Origin of the sequence: Cobetia amphilecti, from assembly GCF_032923285.1 — a bacterium.
GTDB lineage: Bacteria > Pseudomonadota > Gammaproteobacteria > Pseudomonadales > Halomonadaceae > Cobetia > Cobetia amphilecti.
The window spans coordinates 3,275,239-3,302,072 of record NZ_CP136695.1 but is presented as its reverse complement, the minus strand read 5'-3'; the positions used below and the strand labels follow the sequence as shown (position 1 = coordinate 3,302,072).

General features: G+C 62.8%; 20 protein-coding genes and 4 tRNA genes. 16 read left to right on the top strand and 8 right to left on the bottom strand.

What is annotated here, in order from left to right; all coding sequences use genetic code 11:
- Nucleotides 1–51: 51 nt before the first annotated feature.
- The 3 genes from mmsB (at nucleotide 52) to R1T44_RS14060 (ending at nucleotide 2,943) form a co-directional block, all read left to right on the top strand.
- A complete protein-coding gene (mmsB, locus tag R1T44_RS14070; protein ID WP_284726560.1) occupies nucleotides 52–966 on the top strand; it encodes a 3-hydroxyisobutyrate dehydrogenase in 915 nt (304 codons plus the stop codon).
- A gap of 63 nt (nucleotides 967–1,029) precedes the next feature.
- Nucleotides 1,030–1,443 carry a rhodanese-like domain-containing protein gene (locus R1T44_RS14065; RefSeq protein WP_107336265.1) on the top strand — a complete coding sequence of 138 codons (414 nt, stop codon included), beginning with the start codon at nucleotides 1,030–1,032 and terminating at the stop codon, nucleotides 1,441–1,443.
- Nucleotides 1,444–1,563: 120 nt separating this feature from the next.
- The gene (locus tag R1T44_RS14060) at nucleotides 1,564–2,943 is read left to right on the top strand and encodes an MATE family efflux transporter (RefSeq protein ID WP_284726559.1); all 1,380 of its coding nucleotides are present in this window, start codon (nucleotides 1,564–1,566) and stop codon (nucleotides 2,941–2,943) included.
- Nucleotides 2,944–3,056: 113 nt separating this feature from the next.
- Here R1T44_RS14060 and ppnP read toward each other — a convergent pair whose 3' ends face one another.
- The gene (ppnP, locus tag R1T44_RS14055; RefSeq protein WP_043331318.1) at nucleotides 3,057–3,344 is read right to left on the bottom strand and encodes a pyrimidine/purine nucleoside phosphorylase; all 288 of its coding nucleotides are present in this window, start codon (nucleotides 3,342–3,344) and stop codon (nucleotides 3,057–3,059) included.
- Nucleotides 3,345–3,446: 102 nt separating this feature from the next.
- Nucleotides 3,447–4,280, bottom strand: a complete 834-nt coding sequence (gene ppsR / locus R1T44_RS14050) for a posphoenolpyruvate synthetase regulatory kinase/phosphorylase PpsR (protein WP_043331317.1) — start codon at nucleotides 4,278–4,280, stop codon at nucleotides 3,447–3,449.
- Between the two features lie 395 nt (nucleotides 4,281–4,675).
- Between ppsR and ppsA the strand changes: the two genes are divergently transcribed.
- On the top strand, nucleotides 4,676–7,063 hold the full coding sequence (ppsA, locus tag R1T44_RS14045) for a phosphoenolpyruvate synthase (RefSeq protein WP_043331316.1): 2,388 nt from the start codon (nucleotides 4,676–4,678) through the stop codon (nucleotides 7,061–7,063).
- Nucleotides 7,064–7,463: 400 nt separating this feature from the next.
- Nucleotides 7,464–8,744, top strand: coding sequence for a dicarboxylate/amino acid:cation symporter (locus R1T44_RS14040; protein WP_197738682.1), 1,281 nt, complete (start codon nucleotides 7,464–7,466; stop codon nucleotides 8,742–8,744).
- Nucleotides 8,745–8,835: 91 nt separating this feature from the next.
- Here the strand turns inward: R1T44_RS14040 and rraA are convergent, their stop codons facing one another.
- A complete protein-coding gene (gene rraA / locus R1T44_RS14035; protein ID WP_043331314.1) occupies nucleotides 8,836–9,336 on the bottom strand; it encodes a ribonuclease E activity regulator RraA in 501 nt (166 codons plus the stop codon).
- 333 nt (nucleotides 9,337–9,669) lie between these two features.
- Here rraA and R1T44_RS14030 point away from each other — a divergent pair, with 333 nt between their 5' ends.
- The gene (locus tag R1T44_RS14030; protein WP_213113966.1) at nucleotides 9,670–10,290 is read left to right on the top strand and encodes a porin family protein; all 621 of its coding nucleotides are present in this window, start codon (nucleotides 9,670–9,672) and stop codon (nucleotides 10,288–10,290) included.
- A 159-nt stretch (nucleotides 10,291–10,449) separates the two neighbouring features.
- On the opposite strand, the gene acnB is transcribed toward R1T44_RS14030, so the two are convergent.
- Nucleotides 10,450–13,053 (bottom strand): bifunctional aconitate hydratase 2/2-methylisocitrate dehydratase, encoded by a 2,604-nt coding sequence (gene acnB / locus R1T44_RS14025; protein ID WP_284726698.1) that lies wholly within the window; start codon nucleotides 13,051–13,053, stop codon nucleotides 10,450–10,452.
- 420 nt (nucleotides 13,054–13,473) lie between these two features.
- On the opposite strand from acnB, the gene R1T44_RS14020 reads away from it, so the two are divergent.
- The 4 genes from R1T44_RS14020 (at nucleotide 13,474) to R1T44_RS14005 (ending at nucleotide 18,768) form a co-directional block, all read left to right on the top strand.
- Nucleotides 13,474–13,968, top strand: a complete 495-nt coding sequence (locus tag R1T44_RS14020; protein ID WP_192837576.1) for a DUF1289 domain-containing protein — start codon at nucleotides 13,474–13,476, stop codon at nucleotides 13,966–13,968.
- A gap of 16 nt (nucleotides 13,969–13,984) precedes the next feature.
- Nucleotides 13,985–14,797 carry a tRNA-(ms[2]io[6]A)-hydroxylase gene (gene miaE, locus R1T44_RS14015; RefSeq protein WP_215823239.1) on the top strand — a complete coding sequence of 271 codons (813 nt, stop codon included), beginning with the start codon at nucleotides 13,985–13,987 and terminating at the stop codon, nucleotides 14,795–14,797.
- A gap of 78 nt (nucleotides 14,798–14,875) precedes the next feature.
- Entirely contained in the window at nucleotides 14,876–17,599 is a 2,724-nt protein-coding gene (locus R1T44_RS14010; RefSeq protein ID WP_317292247.1) for an AAA family ATPase, read from the top strand.
- Nucleotides 17,530–18,768 carry an ATP-binding protein gene (locus R1T44_RS14005; RefSeq protein WP_317292246.1) on the top strand — a complete coding sequence of 413 codons (1,239 nt, stop codon included), beginning with the start codon at nucleotides 17,530–17,532 and terminating at the stop codon, nucleotides 18,766–18,768. Before R1T44_RS14010 ends, R1T44_RS14005 begins: the two co-directional genes overlap by 70 nt.
- 101 nt (nucleotides 18,769–18,869) lie before the next feature.
- Here the strand turns inward: R1T44_RS14005 and R1T44_RS14000 are convergent, their stop codons facing one another.
- Together R1T44_RS14000 and R1T44_RS13995 are read right to left on the bottom strand one after the other, a co-directional pair.
- On the bottom strand, nucleotides 18,870–19,643 hold the full coding sequence (locus tag R1T44_RS14000; RefSeq protein WP_054555497.1) for a UDP-2,3-diacylglucosamine diphosphatase: 774 nt from the start codon (nucleotides 19,641–19,643) through the stop codon (nucleotides 18,870–18,872).
- Nucleotides 19,644–19,795: 152 nt separating this feature from the next.
- A complete protein-coding gene (locus tag R1T44_RS13995; RefSeq protein ID WP_043331309.1) occupies nucleotides 19,796–20,290 on the bottom strand; it encodes a peptidylprolyl isomerase in 495 nt (164 codons plus the stop codon).
- 238 nt (nucleotides 20,291–20,528) lie between these two features.
- Here R1T44_RS13995 and R1T44_RS13990 point away from each other — a divergent pair, with 238 nt between their 5' ends.
- Both R1T44_RS13990 and cysS read left to right on the top strand, forming a co-directional pair.
- Complete coding sequence (locus R1T44_RS13990; protein WP_279839363.1) at nucleotides 20,529–22,208, top strand: glutamine--tRNA ligase/YqeY domain fusion protein; 1,680 nt, start codon at nucleotides 20,529–20,531, stop codon at nucleotides 22,206–22,208.
- Between the two features lie 202 nt (nucleotides 22,209–22,410).
- A complete protein-coding gene (cysS, locus tag R1T44_RS13985; protein ID WP_284726697.1) occupies nucleotides 22,411–23,793 on the top strand; it encodes a cysteine--tRNA ligase in 1,383 nt (460 codons plus the stop codon).
- Nucleotides 23,794–23,913: 120 nt separating this feature from the next.
- On the opposite strand, the gene mtnN is transcribed toward cysS, so the two are convergent.
- Complete coding sequence (gene mtnN / locus R1T44_RS13980) at nucleotides 23,914–24,624, bottom strand: 5'-methylthioadenosine/S-adenosylhomocysteine nucleosidase (protein WP_043331304.1); 711 nt, start codon at nucleotides 24,622–24,624, stop codon at nucleotides 23,914–23,916.
- An 85-nt stretch (nucleotides 24,625–24,709) separates the two neighbouring features.
- Complete coding sequence (gene folD, locus R1T44_RS13975; RefSeq protein WP_054555494.1) at nucleotides 24,710–25,579, bottom strand: bifunctional methylenetetrahydrofolate dehydrogenase/methenyltetrahydrofolate cyclohydrolase FolD; 870 nt, start codon at nucleotides 25,577–25,579, stop codon at nucleotides 24,710–24,712.
- Nucleotides 25,580–26,221: 642 nt separating this feature from the next.
- Here folD and R1T44_RS13970 point away from each other — a divergent pair.
- The 4 genes from R1T44_RS13970 to R1T44_RS13955 all read left to right on the top strand — a co-directional run bounded on the left by R1T44_RS13970 (nucleotide 26,222) and on the right by R1T44_RS13955 (nucleotide 26,773).
- Nucleotides 26,222–26,298, top strand: a tRNA-Pro gene (locus R1T44_RS13970).
- A gap of 86 nt (nucleotides 26,299–26,384) precedes the next feature.
- Nucleotides 26,385–26,461: transfer RNA gene (locus R1T44_RS13965), tRNA-Arg, on the top strand.
- A 94-nt stretch (nucleotides 26,462–26,555) separates the two neighbouring features.
- Nucleotides 26,556–26,630 (top strand) — tRNA-His (locus tag R1T44_RS13960).
- A 68-nt stretch (nucleotides 26,631–26,698) separates the two neighbouring features.
- A tRNA-His gene (locus R1T44_RS13955) sits at nucleotides 26,699–26,773 on the top strand.
- The last annotated feature ends 61 nt before the right edge of the window (nucleotides 26,774–26,834 follow it).

The following is a 26,834-nucleotide window of genomic DNA, read 5'->3' as shown; positions in this document are numbered from 1 at the left end:
TGTCGCCGGACGCCAATGACAACAAGAATCTGTTCACAAGGAAGCATTGCCATGACATCCATCGGTTTCATCGGACTCGGCAACATGGGCGGGCCCATGGCGCTCAATCTGGTCAAGGCTGGCCATGCGGTAAGGGTCTTCGATCTGGTCGAATCGGCCATGAGCGAACTGGTCGAGGCGGGCGCCACCCGCGCAGCATCCCCCGAAGAGGTCATCGAGGGTGTCGAGGTGTTGATCAGCATGCTGCCGGCCGGTCAGCACGTGCGAAAGCTCTATCTGGGCGACAAGGAAGACGGTGCGGGTGGCCTCCTGGCCACGCTCGACGCCTCGGTGCTGGTGATCGACGCCTCGACCATCGCGCCGGATGACGCCCGTCTGGTCGCGCGCCACGCCGCCGAGCGTGGCATCACCTTCATGGATGCCCCGGTGTCCGGCGGGGTCGGTGGCGCGCGTGCCGGTACGCTGAGTTTCATCGTCGGCGGCGAGGCCGACGGCTATGCGCGTGCCGAGCCGCTGCTGGAAGTGATGGGCAAGAATCTGTTCCACGCAGGCCCTGCCGGCAGCGGCCAGGTCGCCAAGATCTGCAACAACATGCTGCTGGGCATCCTGATGAGCGGCACCGCCGAGGCGCTGGCGCTGGGGGTCAAGAACGGACTGGACCCGGCCGTGCTCTCGGAGGTGATGAAGCAGTCATCCGGCGGCAACTGGGCGCTCAACGTCTACAATCCCTGGCCCGGCGTGATGGAAGCCGCGCCGGCCTCCAATGATTATCAGGGCGGTTTCCTGGTCGATCTGATGACCAAGGATCTTGGCCTTGCCTGGGAGATGGCGCTGGGCTCGAAATCGGCGGTGCCAATGGGCTCCCAGGCGCGTAATCTGTTCGTCCAGCATGCAGCCCAGGGCGCAGGACGCCTCGATTTCTCGAGCATCCAGCGCTTCTATCGCTGTGGCGAGGCGGATGCGTGAGCTGTCACGCCGCCAGCCGCTGACATGCACCCCGAGGACAACATCATCTGCAAGGAGCACCCCATGATTCGACCGGTCAGTGAGCTGGTGGCCGCCGCCGAGACGGAGATCGAGACCCTGTCGCCCCGCGAGCTGCGCGAGGCGCTGGAAGAGGCCCGCGCCGGCGGCACGCCTCTGACGCTGGTGGACATCCGCGATGTGCGTGAGTTGGAGCGGGAAGGGCGCATCCCCGGCGCCATCCATGCGCCGCGCGGCATGCTGGAGTTCTGGGTCGACCCGGCCTCGCCCTATCACCGCGCCGACTTTGCGCGCGAAGGGCGCTATGTGCTGTTCTGCGCCGGTGGGCTGCGCTCGGCGTTGGCCACCAAGTCGCTCAAGGACATGGGGTTCGGGCCGGTGGCCCATCTGGGTGGCGGCTTCGCGGCCTGGCGTGAGGCGGGCGGAGAGGTCGTCTCGCCCTTCATGCAGGGCAACTGACGCAGCGCGGGGCTGCTCGGCGCGATCCGGCGTTGCCCCTCACCTGACACGCTGATGCTTTACACTGTTCGGCCCCGCTGGCGCCTCGCCGGTCGGGGTCGTTTTCTGTCCGGAGCCTGTATGTCTGACCCTGATACCCCTGCCACCCCCAAACGTGCCTCGTCTCGGCGTGGCACGCGCGATCTGGTGCGTGACCCGATCGCCTCGACGCTGGCGCGCATGACGGGGCCGGTGATCGGCGGCATCGTCACCATGATGCTGTTCAACCTGGTGGATGCCTGGTTCATCGCCCAGCTGGGCACGCCGGAGCTGGCGGCGGTGACCATGACCTTCCCGGTCACCTTCGGCGTGATCAGCATCGCCATCGGTCTGTCCATCGGCACCACCGCCGTGGTGGGGCGGCGGCTGGGGCGAGGTGAGCTCGAGACTGTCAAGGCGCGCACCACGGATTCCAGTCTGCTGGGGCTGCTGCTGGGGCTGGTGATGCTGGTGCTGGGGCTTGCCAGCATCGAGCCGCTGTTCGGGCTGCTGGGGGCCGATGACACCCTGATGCCGCATATCCGCGACTACATGCAGGTGTGGTATTTCGGCGCGCCCTTCGTGTTGCTGCCGCGCGTGCTGGGCAGCGTGCTGCGCGCCGAGGGCAATACGCTGGTGCCCTCGCTGGTGATGGCGGCGGCGGGGGTGCTCAATGCGCTGCTCGACCCGCTGCTGATCTTCGGCATCGGTGACTGGCAGGGCATGGGCGTGGCGGGGGCGGCACTGGCCACGGTGCTGTCATGGCTGGCGATGACGCTGGGCTTGCTGGCATTGCCACTGCTGCGCGCGCGACTCGATTTTCGGCACCTGAGCGTGACGCGGCTGGTGACGTCATGGCGCGAGGTCGGGGCGATCGGCCTGCCTGCCGCGCTGACCAGCGTGATGACGCCGATTGCCACCGCGCTGGTCACGCGTATCGTCAGTCAGCATGGTCACGCGGCGGTGGCGGCTTACGGTATCGGCTCACGCATCGAGTCGCTGGCGCTGATTCTGGTGCTGGCGCTGTCCATGACGCTGTCGCCCTTCATCAGCCAGAACGATGGTGCCGGCCAGCAGAAGCGCGTGTGGCGCGCCATCCACGGCGTGCTGGCCTTCATTCTCGTCTGGCAGCTGGTGGTCTGGTTGGGGCTCGGGCTGGGCGGAGAGTGGATCGCGGCGCGTTTCGCCGAGAGTCAGGAGGTCGCGGGACTGGTCAGCACCTATCTGTGGCTGATACCCGCCGCCCTCGGGGCCCAGGGCGTGATCATTCTCGCCAATTCCAGCCTCAATGCGCTGCACAAGCCGCGCCGCGCGATGATGCTCTCGCTGGTGCGTCTGTTCGCCTTGCTGGTGCCGCTGGCCTGGCTGGGCGGCGCCCTGTATGGCGTGATCGGCATCTTTGCCGGGGTGGCGACAAGTTACCTGTTGATGGGCGGCATCAGTTATCTGGCGCTACGCTCGGTCCTCAGGCAGCGCGGCTGAGCCTGGTAGCGAGAGACAATCGTCGTGACGAAAAAAAGCCGCCGTGACCCGAGAGGGTACGGCGGCTTTTTCATGTCTGGCTTTCAGCGCCTTGGGCTTTGTTTACCAGTGCCTTAGGCGTCTTCGTACTTGCACAGGTAGGCGGATTCGACCGTGGTGCGCACCTCGAAGCTCTGGTTGGCTTCGACGATGAAGCTTTCACCGGCGGCGAGCTGATACCATTCTTCCGCGCCCGGCAGCAGTACCTGCATGTCGCCGCTGATCAGGGTCATGTATTCGCGTTGGCTGGTGGCGAACACGAATTCGCCGATGGCCATCACGCCGACCGTGGCAGGAAGATCTGCGCTCTGGAAGGCGATGGAGGCCACCTGGCCGTCGAAGTAGTGGTTGGTGTTGAACATGGGAGGATTTCCTGGGTGAGTAGCGCTGTTGTTGTGGTCGATGTCTGTCGTCGTGGTCGACGTGTGTTGTTGTGTTCGACTTGTGATGATCTGGCGTCGGGGTCAGCGCGGTGAGAATCGGCGTGCCAGGCCGGTCTCGGCGATCATGCGTGTCGAGATCTCTTCGATCGAGAAACGCGTGGTATCGATGTAGGGCACCTTGGAGCGGCGGAAGAGCGCCTCGGTCTGCTCGACTTCCTGCAGACACTGGTCGATCGAGCAGTAGCGGCTGTTGGGGCGACGCTCGGTGCGGATGGCGGCCAGACGACGCGGGTCGATGGTCAGCCCGAACAGCTTGTGACGGTATTGCGCCAGTGAGGCGGGCATCTTGAGGGTGCCGGACTCGTCCAGGTCATCCTCGGTCAGCGGGTAGTTGGCCGCGCGGATACCGAACTGCAGCGCCAGATACAGCGAGGTCGGGGTCTTTCCGCAGCGTGAGACGCCGATGAGGATGACGTCGGCCTTGTCGTATTGATGCGTGCGCGCGCCATCATCGTTGTCGAGGGCGAAATGCACCGAATCGATGCGATTCATGTAGACGTCGTCCTGCCCGATGGAGTGGGTCTTGCCGACGCTGTAGGACGAGTGGGTGTCCAGTTCCTCTTCCAGCGGCTTGAGGAAGGTCGAGAAGATGTCGACCTTGAAGCCGGAGGATTCGGAGATGATGTCGCGGATGTTCTGGTCGACGATGGTGTCGATGATGATCGGGCGCTCGCCGTCATTGGCATGCGCGCTCTCGATGGCCTTGACCAGTGCCGTCGCCTTTTCGGCCGAATCGATGTAGGGCTTGGTCACCATGCGGATGTCGGTATTCTCGAACTGGGCGAGCAGACTGCGTCCCAGTGTCTCGGCGGTGATGCCGGTGCCATCGGAAATGAAGAAGGCGGTTCGGGTCATGACGGGCACTCGTGAAGAACGAATCGAAGACACCAGCCCGCTCAGGCTGTTGCCCCGTGAAGACCCCAAGTGTCGGTGTTCACTGTCGAGCTTGCAATATCCGGCACAGGGCCAGTGGCGCGATATGAGAAATCCCGTGTTCCCGTTCTCTAAAAAAGCGCCTCATGACTACATTCCTGTAGCGGCCGTTCCTGGCTTGTCGACATGTTCGCCGACGATGGCGACATAACGTCTGAAACAGGCTCAGGGTTGTAGTCCTCCTCCACTGACTAGCCGGTTAGACCAATGGCTAATACTAGAGAGAGCTTGTTAGGGTGGCGTCATTGCTGAACGGAAGGCGGTTCATCGTCCTCCATCGGTCATTCGTTTCCATCCATTGGTACCAGGGGGTTCCCTTGTCACAGCAAGCCACATCCGAATACGTCGTCGATTTCGATCAGCTCGGCATGAACGATGTTGATCGCGTTGGCGGCAAGAACGCCTCGCTCGGTGAGATGATCTCCAATCTGGCCGATGCCGGTGTCACCGTGCCCGGCGGCTTTGCGACTACCTCCTATGCCTATCGCGAGTTTCTGGCCCACGAAGGCCTCGACAAGCGTATCAATGCCGCCCTCGATGCCCTCGATGTGGACGACGTGGTCGAACTGGCGCGCGTCGGTGCCGAGATTCGTCAGTGGATCATCGACACTCCGCTGCCGCCGGCCTTCGAAGCCGAGATGGAACGTGCCTATGCCGAGCTTCAGGCCAGGCACCCGAACCTGAAGGTCGCCGTGCGTTCTTCCGCTACCGCGGAAGATCTGCCGGATGCCTCCTTCGCCGGTCAGCAGGAAACCTTCCTCAACATCGAAGGCTTCGACAACATCAAGCGTGCGGTTCACGAGGTGTTCGCGTCACTGTTCAACGACCGCGCCATCTCCTACCGCGTGCACAAGGGCTTCGATCACTCACTGGTCGCGCTGTCTGCCGGCGTACAGAAGATGGTGCGCTCCGAGACGGCCGCTTCCGGCGTGATGTTCACCCTGGACACCGAATCCGGCTACCGCGACGCCGTCTTCGTCACCGGCTCCTGGGGTCTGGGCGAGACCGTGGTGCAGGGCGCGGTCAATCCTGACGAGTTCTACGTCCACAAGACCACGCTGGCCGCCGGCCGCCCGGCGGTACTGCGCCGCAACCTGGGCTCCAAGCTGATCAAGATGGTCTACACCGACGACACCAGTGCGGGTCGCTCCGTCGAGACCGTCGACGTGCCGGTGCCGGACCGTCACCGTTTCTGCATCAGCGATGCCGATGTCGAGGCACTGGCGCGCCAGGCCATGATCATCGAGAAGCACTACCAGCGTCCGATGGACATCGAATGGGCGCGTGATGGCGACGACGGCAAGCTCTACATCGTCCAGGCGCGTCCGGAAACGGTCGTCAGCCAGGAAGAGGGCGGCAACCTCGAGCGCTTCCAGCTGCGCGAGAAGGGACGCACTCTGGTCACCGGGCGTGCCATCGGTCAGCGTATCGGTCAGGGCGCGGTGCGCGTGATCGACAACCCGGAGCAGATGGACAAGGTGCAGGTCGGCGACGTGCTGGTCACCGACATGACCGATCCGGACTGGGAGCCGGTCATGAAGCGTGCCTCCGCCATCGTCACCAATCGTGGCGGACGTACCTGCCACGCGGCGATCATCGCGCGTGAGCTGGGCATTCCGGCCGTGGTCGGCTGTGGCGACGCGACCTCGGTGCTGGCCGAAGGCCGCGAAGTGACGGTCTCCTGCGCCGAAGGCGATACCGGTCACGTCTATGACGGTATCCTCAACTTCGATCGCACCGTCACCAGCGTCAACGAGATGCCGGAGATTCCGTTCAAGATCATGATGAACGTCGGCAACCCGGACCGCGCCTTCAGCTTCTCGCGTCTGCCGAATGCCGGCGTGGGTCTGGCGCGTCTCGAGTTCATCATCAACCGCATGATCGGCGTGCACCCCAAGGCGCTGCTCGACTACGCCACCCTGCCCATCGATCTGCAGCAGACCATCGATGCGCGCACCGCCGGCTACGCAAGCCCGGTCGACTTCTACGTCGACAAGCTGGTCGAGGGCATCTCCACCCTGGCAGCCGCCTTCCATCCGCAGAAGGTCATCGTGCGCATGTCGGACTTCAAGTCCAACGAGTACGAGAACCTGATCGGCGGCAAGATGTACGAGCCGGGCGAAGAGAACCCGATGCTGGGCTTCCGTGGCGCCTCGCGCTACGTGTCCGATACCTTCCGCGACTGCTTCGATCTGGAATGCCGCGCCCTCAAGCGCGTTCGTGACGAGATGGGGCTGACCAACGTCGAGATCATGGTGCCCTTCGTGCGTACCACCGGCGAGGCGGAGCAGGTCATCAAGCTGCTGGGCGAGAATGGTCTGGTACGTGGCGAGAACGGCCTGCGCGTCATCATGATGTGCGAGCTTCCGACCAACGCGCTGCTGGCGGATCAGTTCCTCGAGCACTTCGATGGCTTCTCCATCGGGTCCAACGACCTGACCCAGCTGACCCTGGGGCTGGATCGTGACTCCGGCATCGTCGCTCACCTCTTCGATGAGCGTAATCCGGCGGTCAAGCAGCTGATGTCGATGGCGATCCGTGCCTGCAAGGCGCAGGGCAAGTACGTCGGTATCTGTGGTCAGGGCCCGTCGGACCATCCGGAGCTGGCCAAGTGGCTGATGGAAGAGGGCATCGACAGCGTCTCCCTCAACCCGGATTCCGTGCTGGAAACCTGGTTCATGCTGGCGGACAAGGAGCTGGTGTAACCCAGGCTTCCCAGGATGGTGACCTGACGCGCTGAGGCGCAGACGGTCGTTGTCACCCAGGGCGCCCATCGCACTCAATGTGCGGTGGGCGCTTCTCGTTTCGTGCCTGAAACCTGAATGATTGGTCGGTTCAGGCATTAGACCTATGGGGGAGAAAACAGCACGAAGACGTCAGTTAGTAACAAATGGCAACAAAATGATCTCGATTACGCGACTAAATGATTATCTTTCTACCTTATGTAAAAAAGGCAGTCATTTACAATCCCAGCCACCCCGCTGATCACAATATCCATGGTGGCAATGAATCCATGGTGACTATGACGGCAGGCCTCACCGGTAGCCAGCACTGCGGTGGCACGCAACAACCGACCTTTCAGACACAATCCAAGGTAGTCGTAACGTGAAACAGTCTTTATGGAAAAACATCGGCGTCCAGGTAGTCATCGCCATGATCCTGGGTGCAGGTGTCGGGGCGTACATGGGCGAAGACGCCTCGATGTTCGCGCCTCTGGGTGAGCTGTTCATTCACCTGATCAAGATGCTGGTCGTGCCGCTGATCGCGGTCTCCATCGTGTCGGGAGCCGCCAATCTGGGCGACAGCCCTTCTGCCGGCAAGATCGGTATCTCCACCTTCGCCTTCTTCATGCTGACCTCTGCCGTGGCCGTGATGCTGGCGCTGGTGATGGGGCATGTCTTCCAGCCGGGCAGCGGAGTGGACCTGGAAAGCGCCAAGGGCATGTTCTCCAATGCCTACGCTGACAAGGGCAGCGTACCGGGCGTGATGGACACCATTCTGGGCATGGTGCCGACCAATATCTTCGGTGCACTCACCGATGCCAATATCCTGCAGATTCTGGTGTTCTGCCTGTTCCTCGGCATTGGCCTGTCCAAGACCGGTGAGCGTGGCAAGCCGCTGATCGAAGGCCTGAACACCGTCATCGAAGCCTTCGTGTGGATGATCAACGTGGTGATGCTGATCGCGCCGATCGGCGTCTTCGGCCTGATGGCGGACGCCGTCGGCACCTTCGGCTTCGATGTACTGACGCTGGTGATGAAGCTGTTCCTCGTCTACATGGGCGCCATCCTCATCTACGGCTTCGTGTTCTATCCGCTGGTGGTCAAGTTCGGCTCTGACGTGCCGCTGGGCCGCTTCATGTCCGCGATGAAGAAGCCGCAGGCCGTCGCGCTGTCCACGGCGTCTTCCATGGCGACCCTACCGGTCAACATGGAAGTCTGCGAGAAGGAGCTGGGCCTCAAGAACGCCACCTCTGCCTTCGTGCTGCCGCTGGGCGCGACCATCAACATGAGCGGCAATGCCATCTATTACGGGCTGGTGGCGATGTTCTTCGCCCAGGTCTTCAATGTCGACCTCGGCTTCTCCGCCTACGCCGCCATCGTGTTCACCGCGACTCTGGGTGCCATCGGTCAGGCCGGTGTGCCGGGGCCGTCGTTCCTGGTGGTCGCCGTGCTGCTGGCTGCCGGTATCCCCATCGAAGGCCTGCCGCTGCTGTTCGCACTGGATCGTATCTTCGACATGACGCGCACCGCGCTCAACATCACCGGTGACGCTGCCTGCGCCGCCGTGGTGGACCGCTTCGCGCGTGCCGATGATGCGGCTGCGGCCTCTCAGGCCAGTGCTCAGGCCGGCTCACAGACCGCTGAGCCTGCCAGCACTCGCTGAGTCCGCGACGCTGAACGCGAAACGCCCCCGCAACCTGCCTGGTTGCGGGGGCGTTTTCATTGCGGCGTGCACCGCGGCGCGAGACGGCGACTCAGGGAGTCGGCTGGGTACGGATCAGCGCTTCCTTGGCGGTGATGACGCCATTGTTGTCGGCGTAGAGATAGTCGCCCGGCACGATGGTGACGCCGGCGAAGGTGACCGGGATATCGCGCTGGCCTTCGCCGCGCTTGATGCTGGGGCGCGGGTAGCAGCCCAGTGCCTGCACGCCGAGATTGGTGGCGTGGATCTCATCCACATCGCGGATGCAGCCATACATGATCACGCCGGCCCAGCCACTCTTGGCGGCCTGCTCGGCGAGCATGTCGCCCAGCATGGCGCAGCGCATCGAGCCGCCGGCATCGACGACCAGGACGCGGCCTGCGCCGGGCTCCGCGACGGCTTCCTTGACCAGCGAGTTGTCCTCGAAGCACTTGATGGTCACGACTTCGCCGCCGAAGGACTCGACGCCGCCGTAGTTGATGAACAGTGGCTCGAGCACCTGCACGTCGGGGAACTCATCGCAGAGGTCGGGGGTGGAGATGGGATGCGTCATGTCGGATTCCTTGTGCTGGGCGGCCGGGGCAGGCCGCTTGAGGGACGGAGCGCTTTGATTGCTGCAATGCCACAACTCCGAGAATGCCCGATACGCCAAGGCTTTGCATCTGTGCGAAGGGCTAAGCGGGCCTCGGGCACGCGCAAGCGGGGGGAGCGGGAAGGTCACGAGGACATGTTGCTGACTGGCGACGTCACAAGTAGTCAAAACACCACTCTTGAAACACTGTTCTATATCTACCACGATGCTCCTGCAACCCATGACAGGCGCGGTCTTGCCGTCAGTACCTGGCCGGCAGCTGCCTGTGCCGCCCATTGGATCAAGGAGCAATACATGAGCAAGTCACGTCTTCTGGCCGCCCCGTTGGCTACCGTTTCCTTCGCCGCGCTCGCTCTGGCGCTCAGTGGTCACGCTCAGGCGGCAGGCAATGCCAACGAAGGGCTCTACATCGGCGCCGGTACCGGCTTCTCCAGCCTTGAGAACGATGATTCCGATGAGGCCGGTGACTTCATCGAATCCGGCAGCGATGACTTCGATGTCGATGATGACGACAACGTCTACAAGGCCTTCGTGGGCTATCAGTACAATCCGTACTTCGCCACCGAGGCCTTCTACACCGACCTGGGGACTGTCCAGCTCAAGGGCAATGACTTCAGCAATACCGATCTCGAGTCCAAGGCCTACGGTGTCAACGTGGTGGGTATCCTGCCCATCGGTCAGTACTTCTCGCTGTTCGCCAAGGCGGGGATGGCGAAGTGGGAAACCGATGTCGATGGCAATCTGGGCAATTCCAGCGTCGATCTGAAGGACAACGACGGCTTTGATCCGGTCTATGGTGCCGGTGCACAGGTCAATCTGGACCCGTTCCTGATTCGTGCCGAGTACGAGCGCTATGACTTCGACAGCGATTATCAGGTGGATGCCTTCACCGCCTCGGTCGGCTACAAGTTCTGAGGCAGGGCGCTTGCGCCCAGCGAGCTTGTCGCAGGCATGAAAAAACGGGCCGTCCCTTGAGGGGCGGCCCGTTTCGTTGTCTGGCATGACGCCAATTGGCATGACGCCAATGCTGCTGTCAGAGGGGAGTCATGCAGTGGCACATGACTCCCCGCCTGATCAGGCTTCCTGGGTGACCGGGATCACGTTGGAAGCGGCGTTCTGGAACTCTTCGATCTCATGGAAGTTCAGGTAGCGATAGATCTCGCCCGCCATGGCATCGAATTCGCCCATGTAGCCCTGATATTCCTCGACGGTCGGCAGACGACCGACCACGGCCGCGATGGCCGCAAGCTCGGCAGACGCCAGGAAGACGTTGGCGCCGTCGCCCAGACGGTTCGGGAAGTTGCGCGTGGAGGTGGACACCACGGTGGACTTGGCGGCCACACGTGCCTGGTTACCCATGCACAGTGAGCAGCCCGGCATTTCCATGCGCGCGCCGGCACGGCCGTAGATGCCGTAGTAGCCTTCCTCGGTCAGCTGGTGCTGGTCCATCTTGGTCGGCGGTGCCAGCCACAGCTTGGTCTTCAGGCTACCGGCCGGCTGCTTCTCGAGCAGCTTGCCTGCGGCGCGGAAGTGACCGATGTTGGTCATGCACGAGCCGATGAAGACTTCGTCGATCTTCTGACCGGCGACGTCGGACAGCAGACGGGCATCGTCGGGGTCGTTCGGCGCGCACAGCACCGGCTGGTCGATCTCGGCGAGGTCGATCTCGATGATCTCGGCGTATTCCGCGTCCTTGTCGGCACGCATCTGGCTCGGGTTGGCCAGCCACTCTTCCATGCCCGCGATACGACGCTCGATGGTACGGGCATCGCCGTAACCGTTGGCGATCATCCACTTGAGCAGGGTGATGTTGGAGGTCAGGTACTCGGTCACGCTCTCGTCGGACAGCGTGATGGTACAACCGGCGGCGGAACGCTCGGCAGAGGCGTCGGACAGCTCGAAGGCCTGTTCGGCTGTCAGATCTTCCAGACCTTCGATTTCCAGAATGCGGCCAGAGAAGGCGTTCTTCTTGTTGGCCTTGTCGACGGTCAGCAGGCCCTGCTTGATGGCGTACAGCGGGATGGCGTGGACCAGGTCACGCAGGGTGATGCCCGGACGACGTTCACCCTTGAAGCGCACCAGGATGGATTCCGGCATGTCCAGCGGCATCACGCCAGTGGCGGCGGCGAAGGCCACCAGGCCAGAACCCGCCGGGAAGGAGATGCCCATCGGGAAGCGGGTGTGGGAATCACCACCGGTGCCAACGGTGTCCGGCAGCAGCATGCGGTTCAGCCACGAGTGGATGATGCCGTCGCCCGGACGCAGGGAGACGCCGCCGCGGTTCATGATGAAGTCGGGCAGGGTGTGGTGAGTCTCGACGTCGACCGGCTTCGGGTAGGCAGCGGTGTGGCAGAAGGACTGCATCACCAGGTCGGCCTGGAAGCCCAGACATGCCAGATCCTTCAGCTCGTCGCGGGTCATCGGGCCAGTGGTGTCCTGGGAGCCGACGGTGGTCATCTTCGGCTCGCAGTACATGCCCGGACGCACGCCTTCCAGGTTGCAGGCCTTGCCGACCATCTTCTGTGCGAGGGTGAAGCCCTTGCCGGTGTCCTTCGGCTGCTCCGGGAGGCGGAAGACGTCAGACGCCTCCAGACCCAGCTCGGTACGCGCCTTGTCGGTCAGGCCGCGACCGATGATCAGCGGGATACGGCCGCCAGCACGCACTTCGTCCAGCAGGACCTGAGTCTTGAGGGAGAAGGTGGAGATGACTTCGTCGGTGTCGTGACGGCAGACCTTGCCTTCGTACGGGTAGATGTCGATGACATCGCCCATGGCCATCTTCTCGACGTCCATCTCGATGGGCAGGGCGCCGGCATCTTCCATGGTGTTGAAGAAGATCGGCGCGATCTTGTTGCCGATGCAGAAACCGCCGGCGCGCTTGTTGGGCACGAACGGGATATCGTCGCCGAAGAACCACAGCACGGAGTTGGTGGCGGACTTGCGTGAGGAACCGGTACCGACCACGTCACCGACGTAGGCGACCGGGAAGCCCTTGGCCTTCACTTCCTCGATCTGGGCCAGCGGGCCGACGACGCCATCTTCCTGCGGGCTGATGCCTTCACGCGGGTTCTTGAGCATCGCGTTGGCGTGCAGCGGGATGTCCGGACGTGACCAGGCGTCAGGCGCCGGAGACAGGTCATCGGTATTGGTCTCGCCCGGCACCTTGAAGACGGCCAGCGAGATCTTCTCGGCCAGCGCCGGCTTGGACAGGAACCATTCGGCGTCGGCCCAGGACTGCAGCACGGCCTGGGCGACGGCGTTGCCGGCCTTGGCGCGGTCAGCGACATCGTGGAAGGCGTCGAACATCAGCAGTGTGTGCTTGAGCTGTTCGCCGGCTTCCTTGGCCAGGCTTTCGTCATCCAGCAGCTCGACCAGCGTGGCGATGTTGTAGCCGCCCTGCATGGTGCCGAGCAGCTTGACGGCATGTGTCTTGTCGATCAGCGGAGAAGCGGCTTCGCCACGTACGATGGCGGTCAGGAAGCCAGCCTTGACGTAAGCGGCTTCATCAACGCCCGGGGGAATGCGATTGGTGAACAGATCGAGGATGAACTCTTCTTCACCGGCCTGCGGATTCTTGAGCAGTTCGACCAGCTCTGCGGTCTGCTCGGCAGTCAGCGGCTTTGCCGGGATGCCCTGCTGGGCGCGTTCTTCAACCTGTTGACGGTAGGCTTCAAGCACGTGGGAGACCCTCATCTGTAATCGTGTCGAAATGCGCGGGCCAGTCGTCTTGAAGACGCAGGGCGGGGCACCTCGAGGCTTCTTGCGGGTAATTCAAGCGTCTTATTGCGAGCGAATCAGGCGCTACGGGGCGAATGCGAGTCTACTCAACTTTGTCGACAATGTTAAGGAGCGCCCAGTGGCGGGGGCTGAGACTTTGGTCGCCTATTGCGGCATAACATTCTGATATTTCATCTGATTGTCAGGAAATCACGCTGAGCAAACACTAAGCGGCAACCCTGATGACGCGCTGATGACGCCCAGCGCGGTGCTGACAAGAGGTCCTTTTGGCACCGACGGCGCGATGCTGTCGGCTCTCAGGTACGCACGGTATGATGGGGGTTACCCCGAACCACACTTCCCGCCTCCCCCGAGGGCAACATGAGCCGTATTCTTTCTCCTTGCGTAGGTGTCTGCTCCACTACGGTCGGCGATAGCGTCTGTCGCGGCTGCCAGCGTCATGATCATGAGATCCTGGCCTGGTTCGGCTATGACAGTGACCAGCGCGCCCAGCGCATGCTGGCACTGGACGAGCTGCGCAGTCAGGTCGCCGCCCGCTGGCTGCGCGTCGCCGATGACGCCATGCTGGCCGAGCAGCTGACCCGCCATCGCATCCGTTTCCGTGCCGATCAGTCGGCGCTGTCACGCGCCGTTGAGCTGCTGCGCGTCGGGCGCACCCGCATCAAGGACCTGTCGGCATATGGCATCGCACCACTGGCCCATGCGCGAGAACTTGAGCCCGAACAGCTTTTTGCCCATATAAACGATGAAATCATGGTGGAAGCGGCAAAGCGTGCCGATAATGATATGAACTCCGTCGTTGAGGTGTCTCCTGTCAGTCAGCAGCAGACGCAAGCGAGCGAGACAAAAGACTGACGTGACAATGAATTCAATGACCGACGTGACCGAGCGCAATGTGATTGCGCCTGAGCAGAGCAAGCAGCATGATGATGTTCATGCTGGGCAGTATGGCGAGAGTGAGGCTGGCGCGCGCGTGATCGCAGCGTCGCAGGGGCCAAGCGATGAAGATACTGATGCCTTGCTGCCGGCGTCGCTGCTGGCCTTTCTGCCCTGCAGGACGCCCCTGAGCTGGGTCGAGGCGGCGCTTGAGAATCCGGAGCTGTTGCTGATCGACCATGCGCAGTGCGAGAAGAAAGCCGCCTCCACCGCCATGAGCCTGATGTACCGCTACGTGAACCGGCCACTGCTGTTGACCAAGATGTCACAGCTGGCGCGCGAAGAGCTGCTGCACTTCGAGCAGGTGGTCGGGCTGATGGAGAAGCGGGGCATCGTCTATCGGCATATCAAGGCCTCGCGCTATGCCGAAGCCCTGCGCCAGCAGGTCAGGGACGAAGACCCGCAACGCCTGGTGGACATCCTGCTGATCGGCGCCCTGATAGAGGCAAGGTCGTGTGAGCGCTTCGCGCGCCTCATCCCGTATCTGGAACCAGAGCTTGCAAAGTTCTATCGCACTTTGGTTAAGTCAGAAGGACGTCACTATGAGGATTACCTCATGTTGGCAGAGCAATACACCAATGAACCACTGGAACCCCGTCTCGCGGTGCTACGTGAAGTGGAACGAGAGCTGATCGAAACCCCCGATGCTGTCTTCCGCTTCCACAGTGGTCAGCCGAGCGCACGACGGGCAGCGCGCGCCTCGGCCAGGGTGGGTCGGGACGCGATGGATCAAGGCACGAGAGACTAAGGCAAGGATCAAGGACAGGGGATCACCGGCGCCGTGGCAGGGCTGGCGTTTCGTTCGCGACTTTGAAATGGATGACACATGACGCAGGAAACATCTGGTCAAGCTCAACTGGCACTGCTGGGACATTTCCAGCTGACGTTGGGTGATGACACGCTGACTCAGTTCAGCTACGACAAGGTCAAGGCGCTACTTCTGCATCTGCTGCTGCATGATCAGGCCGTCTCCCGTGCCGGGTTGGCGGAGTTGCTCTGGCCGGATCAGGGGCTGTCCTCCGGACGGACCAACCTTCGCCACGCCTTGCACTGTCTGCGTCAGAGTCTCGGCGAAGAGGCCGACAACCTGTTGACGGTGTCGCGCCAGACCATCGCGCTCTCGCTGCCGGAGCACTGGGAGCTTGACCTCGACGAGCTCAACGGCCTGCTGCTGGCACCGCCCTCCGTCGCCACCCTGGGGGAGATTCTCACCCTGTATCGTGGCGACCTGGTCGAGGAGCTCTCCTTGACCCAGTGCCCTGATTTCCAGCGCTGGATGATCAAGGTGCGTGGCGAGTGGCGTCAGCGCGTCATCCAGTTCGCCGAGCGGGTGCTGGCCACGGATGAGCCGCTGCCCGATGACGTGCTGCGTACGCTGGTCAGCCGCTTCTCCGGTTACGGCCCCTTCCATGAGCGTCTCGTGCGTCAGCTGGCCGAAGGCGGCCAGTCGGCCGCGGCCCATGAGCAGTTCAATGCCTTCCTGCAGCAGCTGGCGCTCTCCGGTCAGCAGCCGGACCCCGGCTTCCTGCAGCTGGCGCGCTACTGGTCCGATGGCAAGAGCGAGACCATGAGTGCCATGACGCCGCAGGGCGCCATTTCACGGACCCTGTCGCTGGACAGCGCGCCGCTGCGCGAAGAGGAAATCGATCACCGTCAGCTGTCGGTCATGGCCATTCGTCTGAGCGTCAAGGACAGTCATCGTGACCGCGTCTGGGCGCGTGCCTGCCTGACGCTGCAGATCGAGCTGTTGCGCTGGCTGGAGCAGCAGTGTCATCACCTGGGCGGCTTCTGGCTGCCGGGCGCCACGGGTGGTGTGGGTCTGGCATGCTTCGGCACCCACGGCCCGGCGCATCAGCTCGCCGAGCTGGTCGCGCTCTATGAGCACTGCAGCAAGGCGATCCCCGATGAGATCGCCTTGCTGTGGGACGGTGAAGGCAAGCCGCCGGCCTTCTCGCTGTCGGCGGGCCTGCACTCCGGTCAGGTCATCTACCTGCCGGAGCGCCAGCTGGCCGACCCGCTGGGTCAGGTCACGCAATATTCCCTCGAGCTGATGACCGCCGCCGAAGGCAGCGAGCTGGTGATCTCCCAGGAAGCCAGTCAGCACATGCCGCCGGCACTGGACCTGCAGCCCCGCTTGACCTCGCGCCTGTTGGCCGCTGACGGTCGCGTGCGTCTGCGTGCGCTGGTGCTGGGCAGCAGTGTCGCCACCCGCGAATCCTCGCTGCCGACCTTGATCGGTCGCGAGGGCGAGCTGCGTCGTCTGCGCGATGCGCTGGCCCGCGCCAGCATCGGCCTGCGCCAGAGCGTGCTGGTCAGTGGCAACTCCGGCATGGGCAAGTCGGCCCTGATGGTCAATTTCCGTCAGCTGGAGCAGAGCCAGGATGTCGGGCTGTGCTGGATGCCGACCACGCGTCTCTCGCAGCTGGAACCCTACAGTGTCGTGACGGCGCTGATTCGCTGGCGTCTGGACGGCAATATCGATCGCGAAAGCGTCGAGCAGCTGTTCGAGTCCTCCGAGGCATTGCAGGGCATCAGCGAGGAAGTGCGTCGCTCCTTCCATGCGGTGCTCGGCACGGCGGAAGATACTGCCGAAGACGAAGTGCTGATCCAGTCCAGCGAGACGGTCGAACGCGTCGTGCGCGTGCTGCATCTGGTGATCGAGAAGTCAGCCAGCCTGCGTCCGCTGGTGATGATGATCGATGACCTGCAGTGGCTAGACGAGCCGTCGCTCAAGGTGCTGGCTGGCCTGCAGGCGCGTCTGCCGATCAACATCGGCTTCATGCTGGCCGCGAGCCACAACGGCCGCGACAGCCTGGCGGTCAAGCTCAACTGGGACCAGCACATCGCACTGGGCCGCCTCGATCCGATGCAGGTCTCGCGCCTGCTGTCGCACCTGTCACGTCGCTATCGCCTGCACCTGAGTCCGCGCATGCGCAGTCAGCTCATCGAGCGCTGCGATGGCGTGCCGCTCTACCTGCAGGAAATCTGCCGTCGTCTCGACATGGATCGCCGCGAAGGGCGTCCGGTGCAGCTCGACGAGTTGCCCAAGGGCCTGATCGGTCTGCTCTCCAGTCGTATCGATCAGCTGGAAGAGGGGCGTGATGTCGCCCACGCCGCCGCGGTGTTGGGGCGTGTCTTCAAGCTGAGCTTCGTGCGCCAGAGCTGTGAGTTCGAGGAGGGCCGCCTCAAGCGCGCCATCGAGAACATGCAGCGCCTGGAGATCATCGAGGCCTGCAGCAGCGACAGCGAATTCGACTACCAGTTTACCCATCAGCTGATCCAGGAAGCGGCCTACCTGTCGTGTCCGCGGGATGTGCGGCGCCGGATTCACCATCAGGTGGTCGCGCTGATCGAGGACAAGTATCCCGCCTGGATCAGTCGTCACCCCGGCTACTTCGCCGTTCACCTGCGCAAGTCGCAGAACTTCAGCCGTGCCGCGCGTTACTTCGAGAGATCAGCGCCAACCGCACCGCGCTCAAGATGGCGGACAACGGCCTGGCCTGCCTCAAGCATGTCGATGGTCAGGAAGAGCGCGAAGTCAGCCTGCTGACGGTACGTGGCCAGTCCGGCTTCGCGCTGGAAGGCCATGGCTCACGCATCGCCCACGAGAGCTTCGTGCAGGCGCGCAACCTGCTCAGCAGCCCGGCGCTGGTCGAGGACGACGAGCCGGATCTCGAGCAGGCCTTCATCGTCAAATGGGGCCTTTGGGTCGGCTGCAGCGAGCGTCATGCCCACGCCGATGCCTTCGCGCTGGCCTCGGGCCTCAGCGAGCTGGCGGAAGAGCTTTCCGATGATCGCTATCGTCGCCTGGCCGATTATGCGCGTGCCCACTGCGAGTTCTGGGCCGGCCGCGTACGTGTGGCGGGCGAGCACCTGGATGAGATCGATCCGGTCAACCATCCGATGGTGCTCGAATGGCTGCCGTTCAGCGACCACCCGCAGGTGGCGGCCTCCTGTCTGCAGAGCTGGACATCGTGCCTGCGCTGCGACTACGTGAAGGCCGAGCAGCAGGCCGAGGCGGCGATTCGCATGGCCGAGCAGATCGGTCAGCCCGGCTCGCTGGCGATGGCGCTGATGTTCTCCACCTCCCTGTATCGCCAGCTGGGTCACACCCATCTGGCGACCCAGCGCGCCGAGCGCGCCCTGGAAGTGACGCGTTCAGCGGACCTTCACCTGTGGCACATGGCTGCGCATGGCGTGCTGGGCTGGGCGCGGGCGATGAACGGCGACCGCGATGGCCTGTCCATGCTGCAGTCGAGCATGAACGAGTTCGCGGAGCTGACCGGACGCGAGCGTCATCAGCGTCCCAACCTGTGGTACATGGACGCCGTGATGGCGCTGGGCGAGCACGCTGCTGCCGAGGAATACATGGAGAAGGTGCTGCTGGTCGCCCAGGAGCGCAATTCCTTCTACCTGTCAGAAGTCAGCTATCTGGTCGCGAGCCTGCGCAGTGCTCAGGGCCTGCCGCTGGAGAAGGTGCGCTCCCTGATCGAGCAGGGGCTGTCCTACTCCATCGAGCAGGAAAACACCCACCATGAGGCCATGGGGCTTGCCACCTGGCTGCGTCTGGTCGATGCCCATGATGCCGAGCGCTGTCAGCGTCTGAAGGTGTTGCTGGAAGAGTTGCCGAGCGCCGATGCCCCCGCGGTACTGGGCTGGCATCAGCTGGTGGAGATCGCCGAGGGGCGTGCGCGCCGCAAGGCATCGTCACCGGCCTGAGCGAAGCGTCTGGCGCAGCGAAGCGCCTGATACTGTGAGAGCGTAAGAAAAAAGCCCCGCTGCCGATCACGGCAGCGGGGCTTTTTGGTGTGTGCAAGCGATCAGCCGTGGGTGATCGCATCCACCAGCGGCAGCGCAAATTCACGCAGCTCCGGCCCCTGGCCACGGGCGATGATGTCGAAGGCCTGAGTCGGGCGCCAGTCGCCGAGCACGATGCGGCGCGCCGGCTCGCCATCGATCTCGAGTTCATGCACCGCCGGGCGATGCGTATGGCCATGGATCAGCGTGCGCACGTCGTGTTCACGCATCTCGCGCACCACTTCCTCGGGCGTGACGTCCATGATCGCCTCGTCCTTCTCGCTGTTGGTCTCGCCGGACTGCATGCGCAGTGACTGGGCCAGCGCCAGACGCTGCTCCAGCGGCATGGCCAGAATCTGCGCCTGCCACTGAGGGTCGCGGGTCATGGCGCGGAACTTCATGTAGGCCTCGTCGCGGGTGCACATGCTGTCGCCGTGCATCAGCAACACGCGCTCGCCGTCCAGCTCGATCACGCTCGGGTCGGGCAGCAGCGTCACGCCGGCCTCGGCCGCGAAGGTCTCGCCGACCAGGAAGTCGCGATTGCCGTGCATGAAGAAGATCGCGGTGCCGCGCTCGGCGATGCGCTTGAGCGCAGCGCTCATGCTGTCGGTGAAGTCGTTGCGATAGTCATCACCGACCCAGACCTCGAAGATGTCACCCAGCAGGAACAGACGCTCGACGGCAGGCTGGCAGGTTGCCAGGCGTGCCAGATAGTCGAGGAAGCCCTGGGCGATCTCGGGCGTGTCGGGTTGCAGGTGCAGGTCGGAGATGAAGAGGGTGGTGGCAGTCGTGTTCATGGTCGGGGTCCGCGAAGGTGGGCGGTCAGCAGGGCATCGCAAGGGCGCACTGCCGTGGGAGTTCATAACGCAAACCGCCCAGCCTGGCACTCGCGATCACGAGGCAAGGCCGGGCGGCAGGCACGCCTTGCGACGTGATCAGGCGAAATCGCTTATTCGGTGATTTCAGCGCTGGTGATGATCACGTCTTCTGCCGGCACGTCGGCGTGGCCGTCGCGACGGGTGGTCTTGACCGCTTCGATCTTCTCGACCACGTCCATGCCTTCGACGACCTTGCCGAACACGCAGTAACCCCAGCCCTGGCTGGTCTTGCTGGTGAAGTTCAGGAAGTCGTTGTCATTGACGTTGATGAAGAACTGGGCGCTGGCGGAATGCGGGTCCATGGTGCGAGCCATGGCCACGGTGCCGCGGTCGTTCTTGAGGCCGTTGTCGGCTTCGTTCTCGATCACGCCATTGGTCGGCTTCTGGTTGAAGTCGGTGTCAAAGCCACCGCCCTGAACCATGAAACCCGGAATGACGCGGTGGAAAAGGACATTGCTGTAGTGGCCTTCACGCACGTACTGCTCGAAGTTGGCCGCGGTCTTCGGGGCCTTCTCGTGGTTGAGTTCGAGGGTGATATCGCCGTAGTTGGTGTGAAGAACGATCATTCGGGCTTCCCGGTCATCTGTCTTGCTCAAGTGTCAGGCAGGCGCGGCTTCATGGCATCGCCTGCGGGCGTCGCGCTATAATAGCGGCTTTGCATCCAGACACGAAAGCCTGAGCGGGCGGCAGGCGCGTGGATGCAGCCCCGATCATCCGTCTTGTTGTCCTTGCGCACGTTCGTTCAACCACATGACGACCCGCAATACGACGCCCAGGAACCACACAGAGGTGCAGCGAAACTTCATGAGTACCGAGACCCAGAGCGCCCCGAACTTCGTGCTTAACCAGATCCGCGAAGAACTCGAGGCCGGCCGTGCCGATAAGGTTGTCACGCGTTTCCCGCCGGAGCCCAATGGCTTCCTGCATATCGGGCACGCCAAGTCGATCTGTCTGAACTTCGGTCTGGCGCAGCAGCTCGGTGGCGATTGTCACCTGCGCTTCGATGACACCAACCCGGCCAAGGAAGAGCAGGCCTATATCGACGCCATCAAGGAAGATGTCGAATGGTTGGGCTTCGAGTGGGCCGGCAAGGTGCGCTTCGCTTCCGATTATTTCGACCAGCTCTATGCCTGGGCCCAGCACCTGGTGCGTGAAGGCAAGGCCTATGTCGATGACCTGTCGCCGGACGAGATTCGTGAATATCGTGGCACGCTGAAGGAGCCGGGTCGCCCGAGCCCTTACCGTGAGCGTAGCCCCGAGGAAAACCTCGACCTGCTCGAGCGCATGAAGAAGGGCGAGTTCGGCGAGAGCGAGAAGGTGCTGCGTGCCCGCATCGACATGGCGGCGCCCAACATCAATCTGCGTGATCCGATCCTCTATCGTATCCGTCATGCCAGCCATCATCAGACCGGCGACAAGTGGAAGATCTACCCGTCCTACGATTTCACGCATGGTCAGTCCGATGCGCTGGAAGGCGTGACGCATTCCATCTGTACGCTGGAATTCGAGGACCATCGTCCGCTGTATGAGTGGTTCCTGGCCAACCTGCCGGTACCGGTCACGCCGCGTCAGATCGAGTTCGCGCGTCTGAACCTGGATTACACCGTCACTTCCAAGCGCAAGTTGAAGCTGCTGGTGGACGAAGGCGTAGTCGATGGCTGGGATGATCCGCGCATGCCGACCATCTCGGGCATGCGTCGTCGTGGCTACACGGCCGCTTCCATTCGCAAGTTCTGCGACATGATCGGCGTGAGCCGCGCGGATGGTGGCATGGTCGAGATCGGCATGCTGCACCACGCCATCCGTTCCGACCTGGAAGACAACGCGCTGCGGGCCATGTGCGTGCTCAATCCGCTCAAGGTGGTGCTGACCAACCTGCCGGAAGGTCACGAGGAAGTCTTCGAGGTGCCCGGTCATCCGGCACGTGACGACATGGGTACGCGCCAGATTCCGCTGACCCGTGAGCTGTGGATCGACGCCGATGACTTCATGGAAGATGCGCCGAAGAAGTTCTTCCGTCTCGCGCCCGAGAAGGAAGTGCGTCTGCGCAACGGTTACGTCATCCGCTGTGATGAAGTGATCAAGGATGAGGCCGGCGAGATCGTCGAGCTGCGTTGCAGTGTCGACCTCGATACCCTCGGCAAGAACCCGGAAGGCCGCAAGGTCAAGGGTGTCATCCACTGGGTCAGCGCCGAGCACGCGGTGCCGGTCGAGGTGCGTCAGTACGAGAACCTGTTCCTGGAAGCCGAGCCGGACCGTGACAAGGATGTCGACTTCCTTGAGCACCTCAATCCGGACTCGCTGAGCATCGTCAAGGGCTTCGGTGAGCCGAGCCTGCGCAATGCCGCGCCGGAAACGCGTTACCAGTTCGAGCGTATCGGCTACTTCGTCGCCGACCGCCATGACTGCGTCGATGGCGCGCTGGTCTTCAACCGTACCGTCAGCCTGAAGGACGGTTGGGCCAAGGCCCAGAAGAAGGGTTGATGGCAGCCAGGCCTCCTGCGGGAGGTCTGCTGGCATGACTTTTGACCCGCTTCACGGCCCGCAGGCTGATCCTGTACCTTCGATGACGAAGCTGCGTGACCGGTCTGCGGGCCGCTCCATTTCGCAAGGCTGACAGCGCACTGTCAGCAAAGTAGCCAAGGGCGATGACTGAATGATTTCACTCGAAGATGCCGCGAGCACACTGTCCATCTACAGTACCCTGAGTCGGACCAAGGCACCCTTCGTGCCATTGGAAGGCAACAAGGTGCGCATGTACGTCTGTGGCGTGACGGTCTATGACCTCTGTCACATCGGCCATGCGCGTGTGATGGTGGCCTTCGACATCATCACGCGTTACCTGCGTGCGCGTGGCTATGACGTCACCTATGTGCGCAACATCACCGATATCGACGACAAGATCCTCAAGCGTGCCGACGAGAATGGCGAAGCCTTCGAGGCGCTTACCGAGCGCATGATCCAGGCGATGCATGAAGACGAGGGGCGTCTGGGGATCCTGCGTCCTGATCGCGAGCCACGGGCGACCGCGCACATCGGCGATATCATCGCGATGACCGAGACGCTGATCGACAAGGGCTTTGCCTACGCGGCCAGCAACGGTGATGTCTACTACCGTGTGCGTCGTTTCGAGGGCTACGGCAAGCTCAACAACCGTCAGCTCGATGACATGCAGTCCGGCGCGCGCGTGGAAGTGGAAGAGGCCAAGGAAGACCCGCTCGATTTCGTGCTGTGGAAGGCCGCCAAGCCGGGCGAGGCCAGTTGGCCGTCTCCCTGGGGCGCGGGCCGTCCGGGCTGGCATATCGAGTGCTCCGCGATGTCGTCCTGCTGCCTGGGCAATACCTTCGATATCCACGGCGGCGGGCCGGACCTGACCTTCCCGCATCACGAGAACGAGATCGCCCAGTCCGAAGCCGCCACTGGCCAGCAGTATGCCAACGTGTGGATGCACGCCGGCGCGGTGCGTGTCGGGCAGGACAAGATGTCCAAGTCGCTGGGCAACTTCTTCACGATTCGTGATGTGCTGGAGCAGCACAACCCGGAAGTGGTGCGTTACCTGCTGGTGGCCAGCCACTACCGCAGCGCGATCAGTTACGAGGCCAACTCGCTGGATGAGGCGCGTCGTTCGCTGGAGCGCTTCTACAATGCGCTGGAGAACGTCACGCCCGAGCAGGGCGAGGTGTCAGGCGACTGGCGGGCACGCTTCGTGGCTGCCATGGATGACGACTTCAATACGGCCGGTGCGCTGTCGGTGTTGTTCGAGCTGGCTCGCGAGCTGAACCGTGCCAAGAAGGAGGCACCGCAGCAGGCGCCGGCGCTGGCCTTCGAGCTGACCGCGTTGGGCGGCCTGCTGGGGCTGTTCGGGCAGGACCCAGCGGTCTTCCTCAAGGGCGATACTGCCGCATTGGCGTTGTCGGAAGACGAGATCCAGGCGCAGATCGAGGCGCGTGCTGCCGCCAAGAAGTCCAGGGATTTCGCGGGTGCTGACCGTATCCGTGACGAGCTGGCCGCTCAGGGCATCATCCTCAAGGATTCCCGCGAGGGGACGACCTGGGTGCTGGAAGGCTGATGCCGTTGGCATGACGCATTGTCGCCGCGAAAATGTCACCGCGAAAAAAACCGCCGTCCCGAGAGGGGCGGCGGTTTTTTTTGGCCAGTCGGGCGGGGATCGCTCTCAGGCAGCGGCTGATCAGCTGGCGAGGCGCTTGACCATGGCCTCGACCATGCGCGAGGACTGACGTGCAGCGACGTGCAGGAATTCCTCGAAGGACTGGCTGTTGTTGTCCTTGCCGGCGATGTCAGACAGCGCACGGATGACCACGAACGGCATCTCATAGACGAAGCAGGTCTGGGCGATGGCGGCGGCTTCCATCTCGGCGGCCAGCATGTCCGGGAAGCGTGAGCGAGTCAGCGCGACCAGTTCCGGGTCTGCCATGAAGATGTCGCCGGTGCAGATCAGGCCTTCACGCGCCTTGATCTCGCCCTGGGCCTCGACGCACTCACGCGCGATCTTTACCAGTGCCGGGTCTGACGGGTAGGCGGCCGGCATCTGCGGCACCTGGCCGTATTCGTAGCCGAACACCACGGCATCGACGTCGTGGTGACGCACTTCGCTGGAGATGACCACGTCGCCGATCTCCAGATCAGAGGCGAAGCCCCCGGCGGAACCGGTGTTGATGATGGCGTCCGGCTGGTAGCGCTCGATCAGCTGGCAGGCGCCCACGGCGGCGTTGACCTTGCCGATGCCGGACTGCAGCAGCACGATCTTGAGGCCGTGCAGCTGGCCGACGTGGAAGGTGGAGCCGGCATGTTGAGTCGTGGTGCTGTCTTCCAGCAGCTCGGCGAGGATGGCGACTTCCTCGGCCATGGCGCCGATGATGCCAAGTGTCTTGAGGGACATGGTGAAATCCTGAAGCAGGGCCTGCGGGGCATCCTGTCATGCGATGCCCCGCGGCCAGGGGAGGTGTCAGCGAGAGGGTGCGTGCTTACTTGCCTGCCAGCTGGGCATCGTGCAGCTCGGCGGCGAACAGGGTGTTCTCCAGCAGCGAGGCAACGGTCATCGGGCCGACGCCGCCCGGGACCGGCGTGATCCAGCCTGCACGCTCCGCCGCCGGGGCGAACTCCACGTCACCGACCAGCGAGCCGTTGTCGAGGCGGTTGATGCCCACATCGATGACGATGGCGCCTTCCTTGATCCATTCCCCCTTGACCAGGCCCGGCTTGCCGACGCCGACCACGACGAGGTCTGCCTGGCGGACCTTGCTCTCCAGGTCCTTGGTGAAGCGGTGGCAGACGGTGGTGGTGCAGCCGGCCAGCATCAGCTCCAGTGACATCGGGCGACCGACGATGTTGGAGGCGCCCACGATGGTGGCGTCCATGCCGCGCACCTGCAGGCCGCTCTCGGACAGCAGCGTCATGATGCCCTTGGGGGTGCAGGGGCGCATTACCGGCAGGCGCTGCGCCAGACGACCGAGGTTGTAGGGGTGGAAGCCGTCCACGTCCTTGTCGGTACGAATGCGCTCGAGAATCGGGCGTGAATCGAGATGCGCCGGCAGCGGCAGCTGCACCAGGATGCCGTCGATGCTGGTGTCATCATTCAGCTGGTCGACCAGGGCTTCCAGTTCCTGCTGAGTGGTGTCAGCGGACAGGCGGTGCTGGGTGGAGAGGATGCCAGCCTTCTCGCAGGCGAGGTGCTTGTTGCGGACATAGACCTCGGACGCCGCGTCTTCACCGACCAGCACGACGGCAAGCCCCGGAATACGTTCACCGGCATCACGACGCGCATCGACCTGACGGCCTACCTGTTGGCGTACGCGTTCGGCAATGGCCTTGCCATCTATCAGTTGTGCTGACATCAGCGATCATTCCTTCTCGTGGGCGATAAATGCAGGAGGGACAACGATGGCCAATTTTCGCATGCCTTGCCCTCCAGTCAACGCCGAATGACGACCTTGGTCGAAAGGTGTCATGGGCGTCAGGTCTTTCGCAGGCATTCGCAGGTCAGATGACGGCGCCAAGTCACAGGCGAGAGTGGGGTCATGCCACGCGGTTGTCGCCCTGATGCTCCCTCTGTAGAGGCGCAAGGAAAGGTAGAGGTAAAGGTCGAAGCAGAGGTAGAAGCAAAGGGAGAGACAAAGGGTGAAGCAGAGAGCGGAGTAGGGAGAAGGCTGGGGTCGATGGGAGAGGGCGGATGGGAGAGGGTGAATGGCAGAGAGGCAGAAGGCGTAAAGACGATCGTCAGTCCACCGGCGGCGCTCAGCCGTCGCAAGTCATCACTGCGTCAGTGGCAGAAGCGATGACAGGCATGGTGTCTTGTATCAGCAAGGAGAGATATTGGAGGCTGCAGGGATGAAAGTCCATGACATGACATTGGCATGACAGCGCGAGGGGCAAACGATTCTTTTGAAAAGAATTCACGTAAGGGCTTGACCGCAGACGAAAGTTCGGTAGAATACGCCTCGCATCGACGGGGTTCGACGGTCGGTTGAAGACGGTTTCGGGATATAGCGCAGTCTGGTAGCGCGCCTGCTTTGGGAGCAGGATGTCGGGGGTTCGAATCCCTCTATCCCGACCACTTGAATACAACGTATCGCAAGGCTTCGGTCTTCTGAAACAGTATTCAGGGCTTTGTCCGGAGGTTGACTCGCAGCATTAGTTTCTGCGCCTATAGCTCAACCGGATAGAGCAACGGCCTTCTAAGCCGTAGGTTGCAGGTTCGAGTCCTGCTGGGCGTGCCATCGAGATAGCGATTCGTTATCGAAGTGGATGTCGGAATGCTCTTCATTGAGCCTGATGACTGCGACCAGACGATGTGAAGATGTTCATGCAGCGGTGGGTGTAGCTCAGTGGTAGAGCCCCGGATTGTGACTCCGGTGGTCGTGGGTTCGAACCCCATCATCCACCCCATTGCATGTCAGCTTGAGCAGTATCAACGAGATGGAGACGGCAGGCTTTCTGTCCAACCTCCAGAAGTGGTGGGTGTAGCTCAGTGGTAGAGCCCCGGATTGTGACTCCGGTGGTCGTGGGTTCGAACCCCATCATCCACCCCACGTCTCGATGAATATCAGGATGCTGCCTGGCCCACTTGGGCGGGCGGCATGCCGCAAAAGG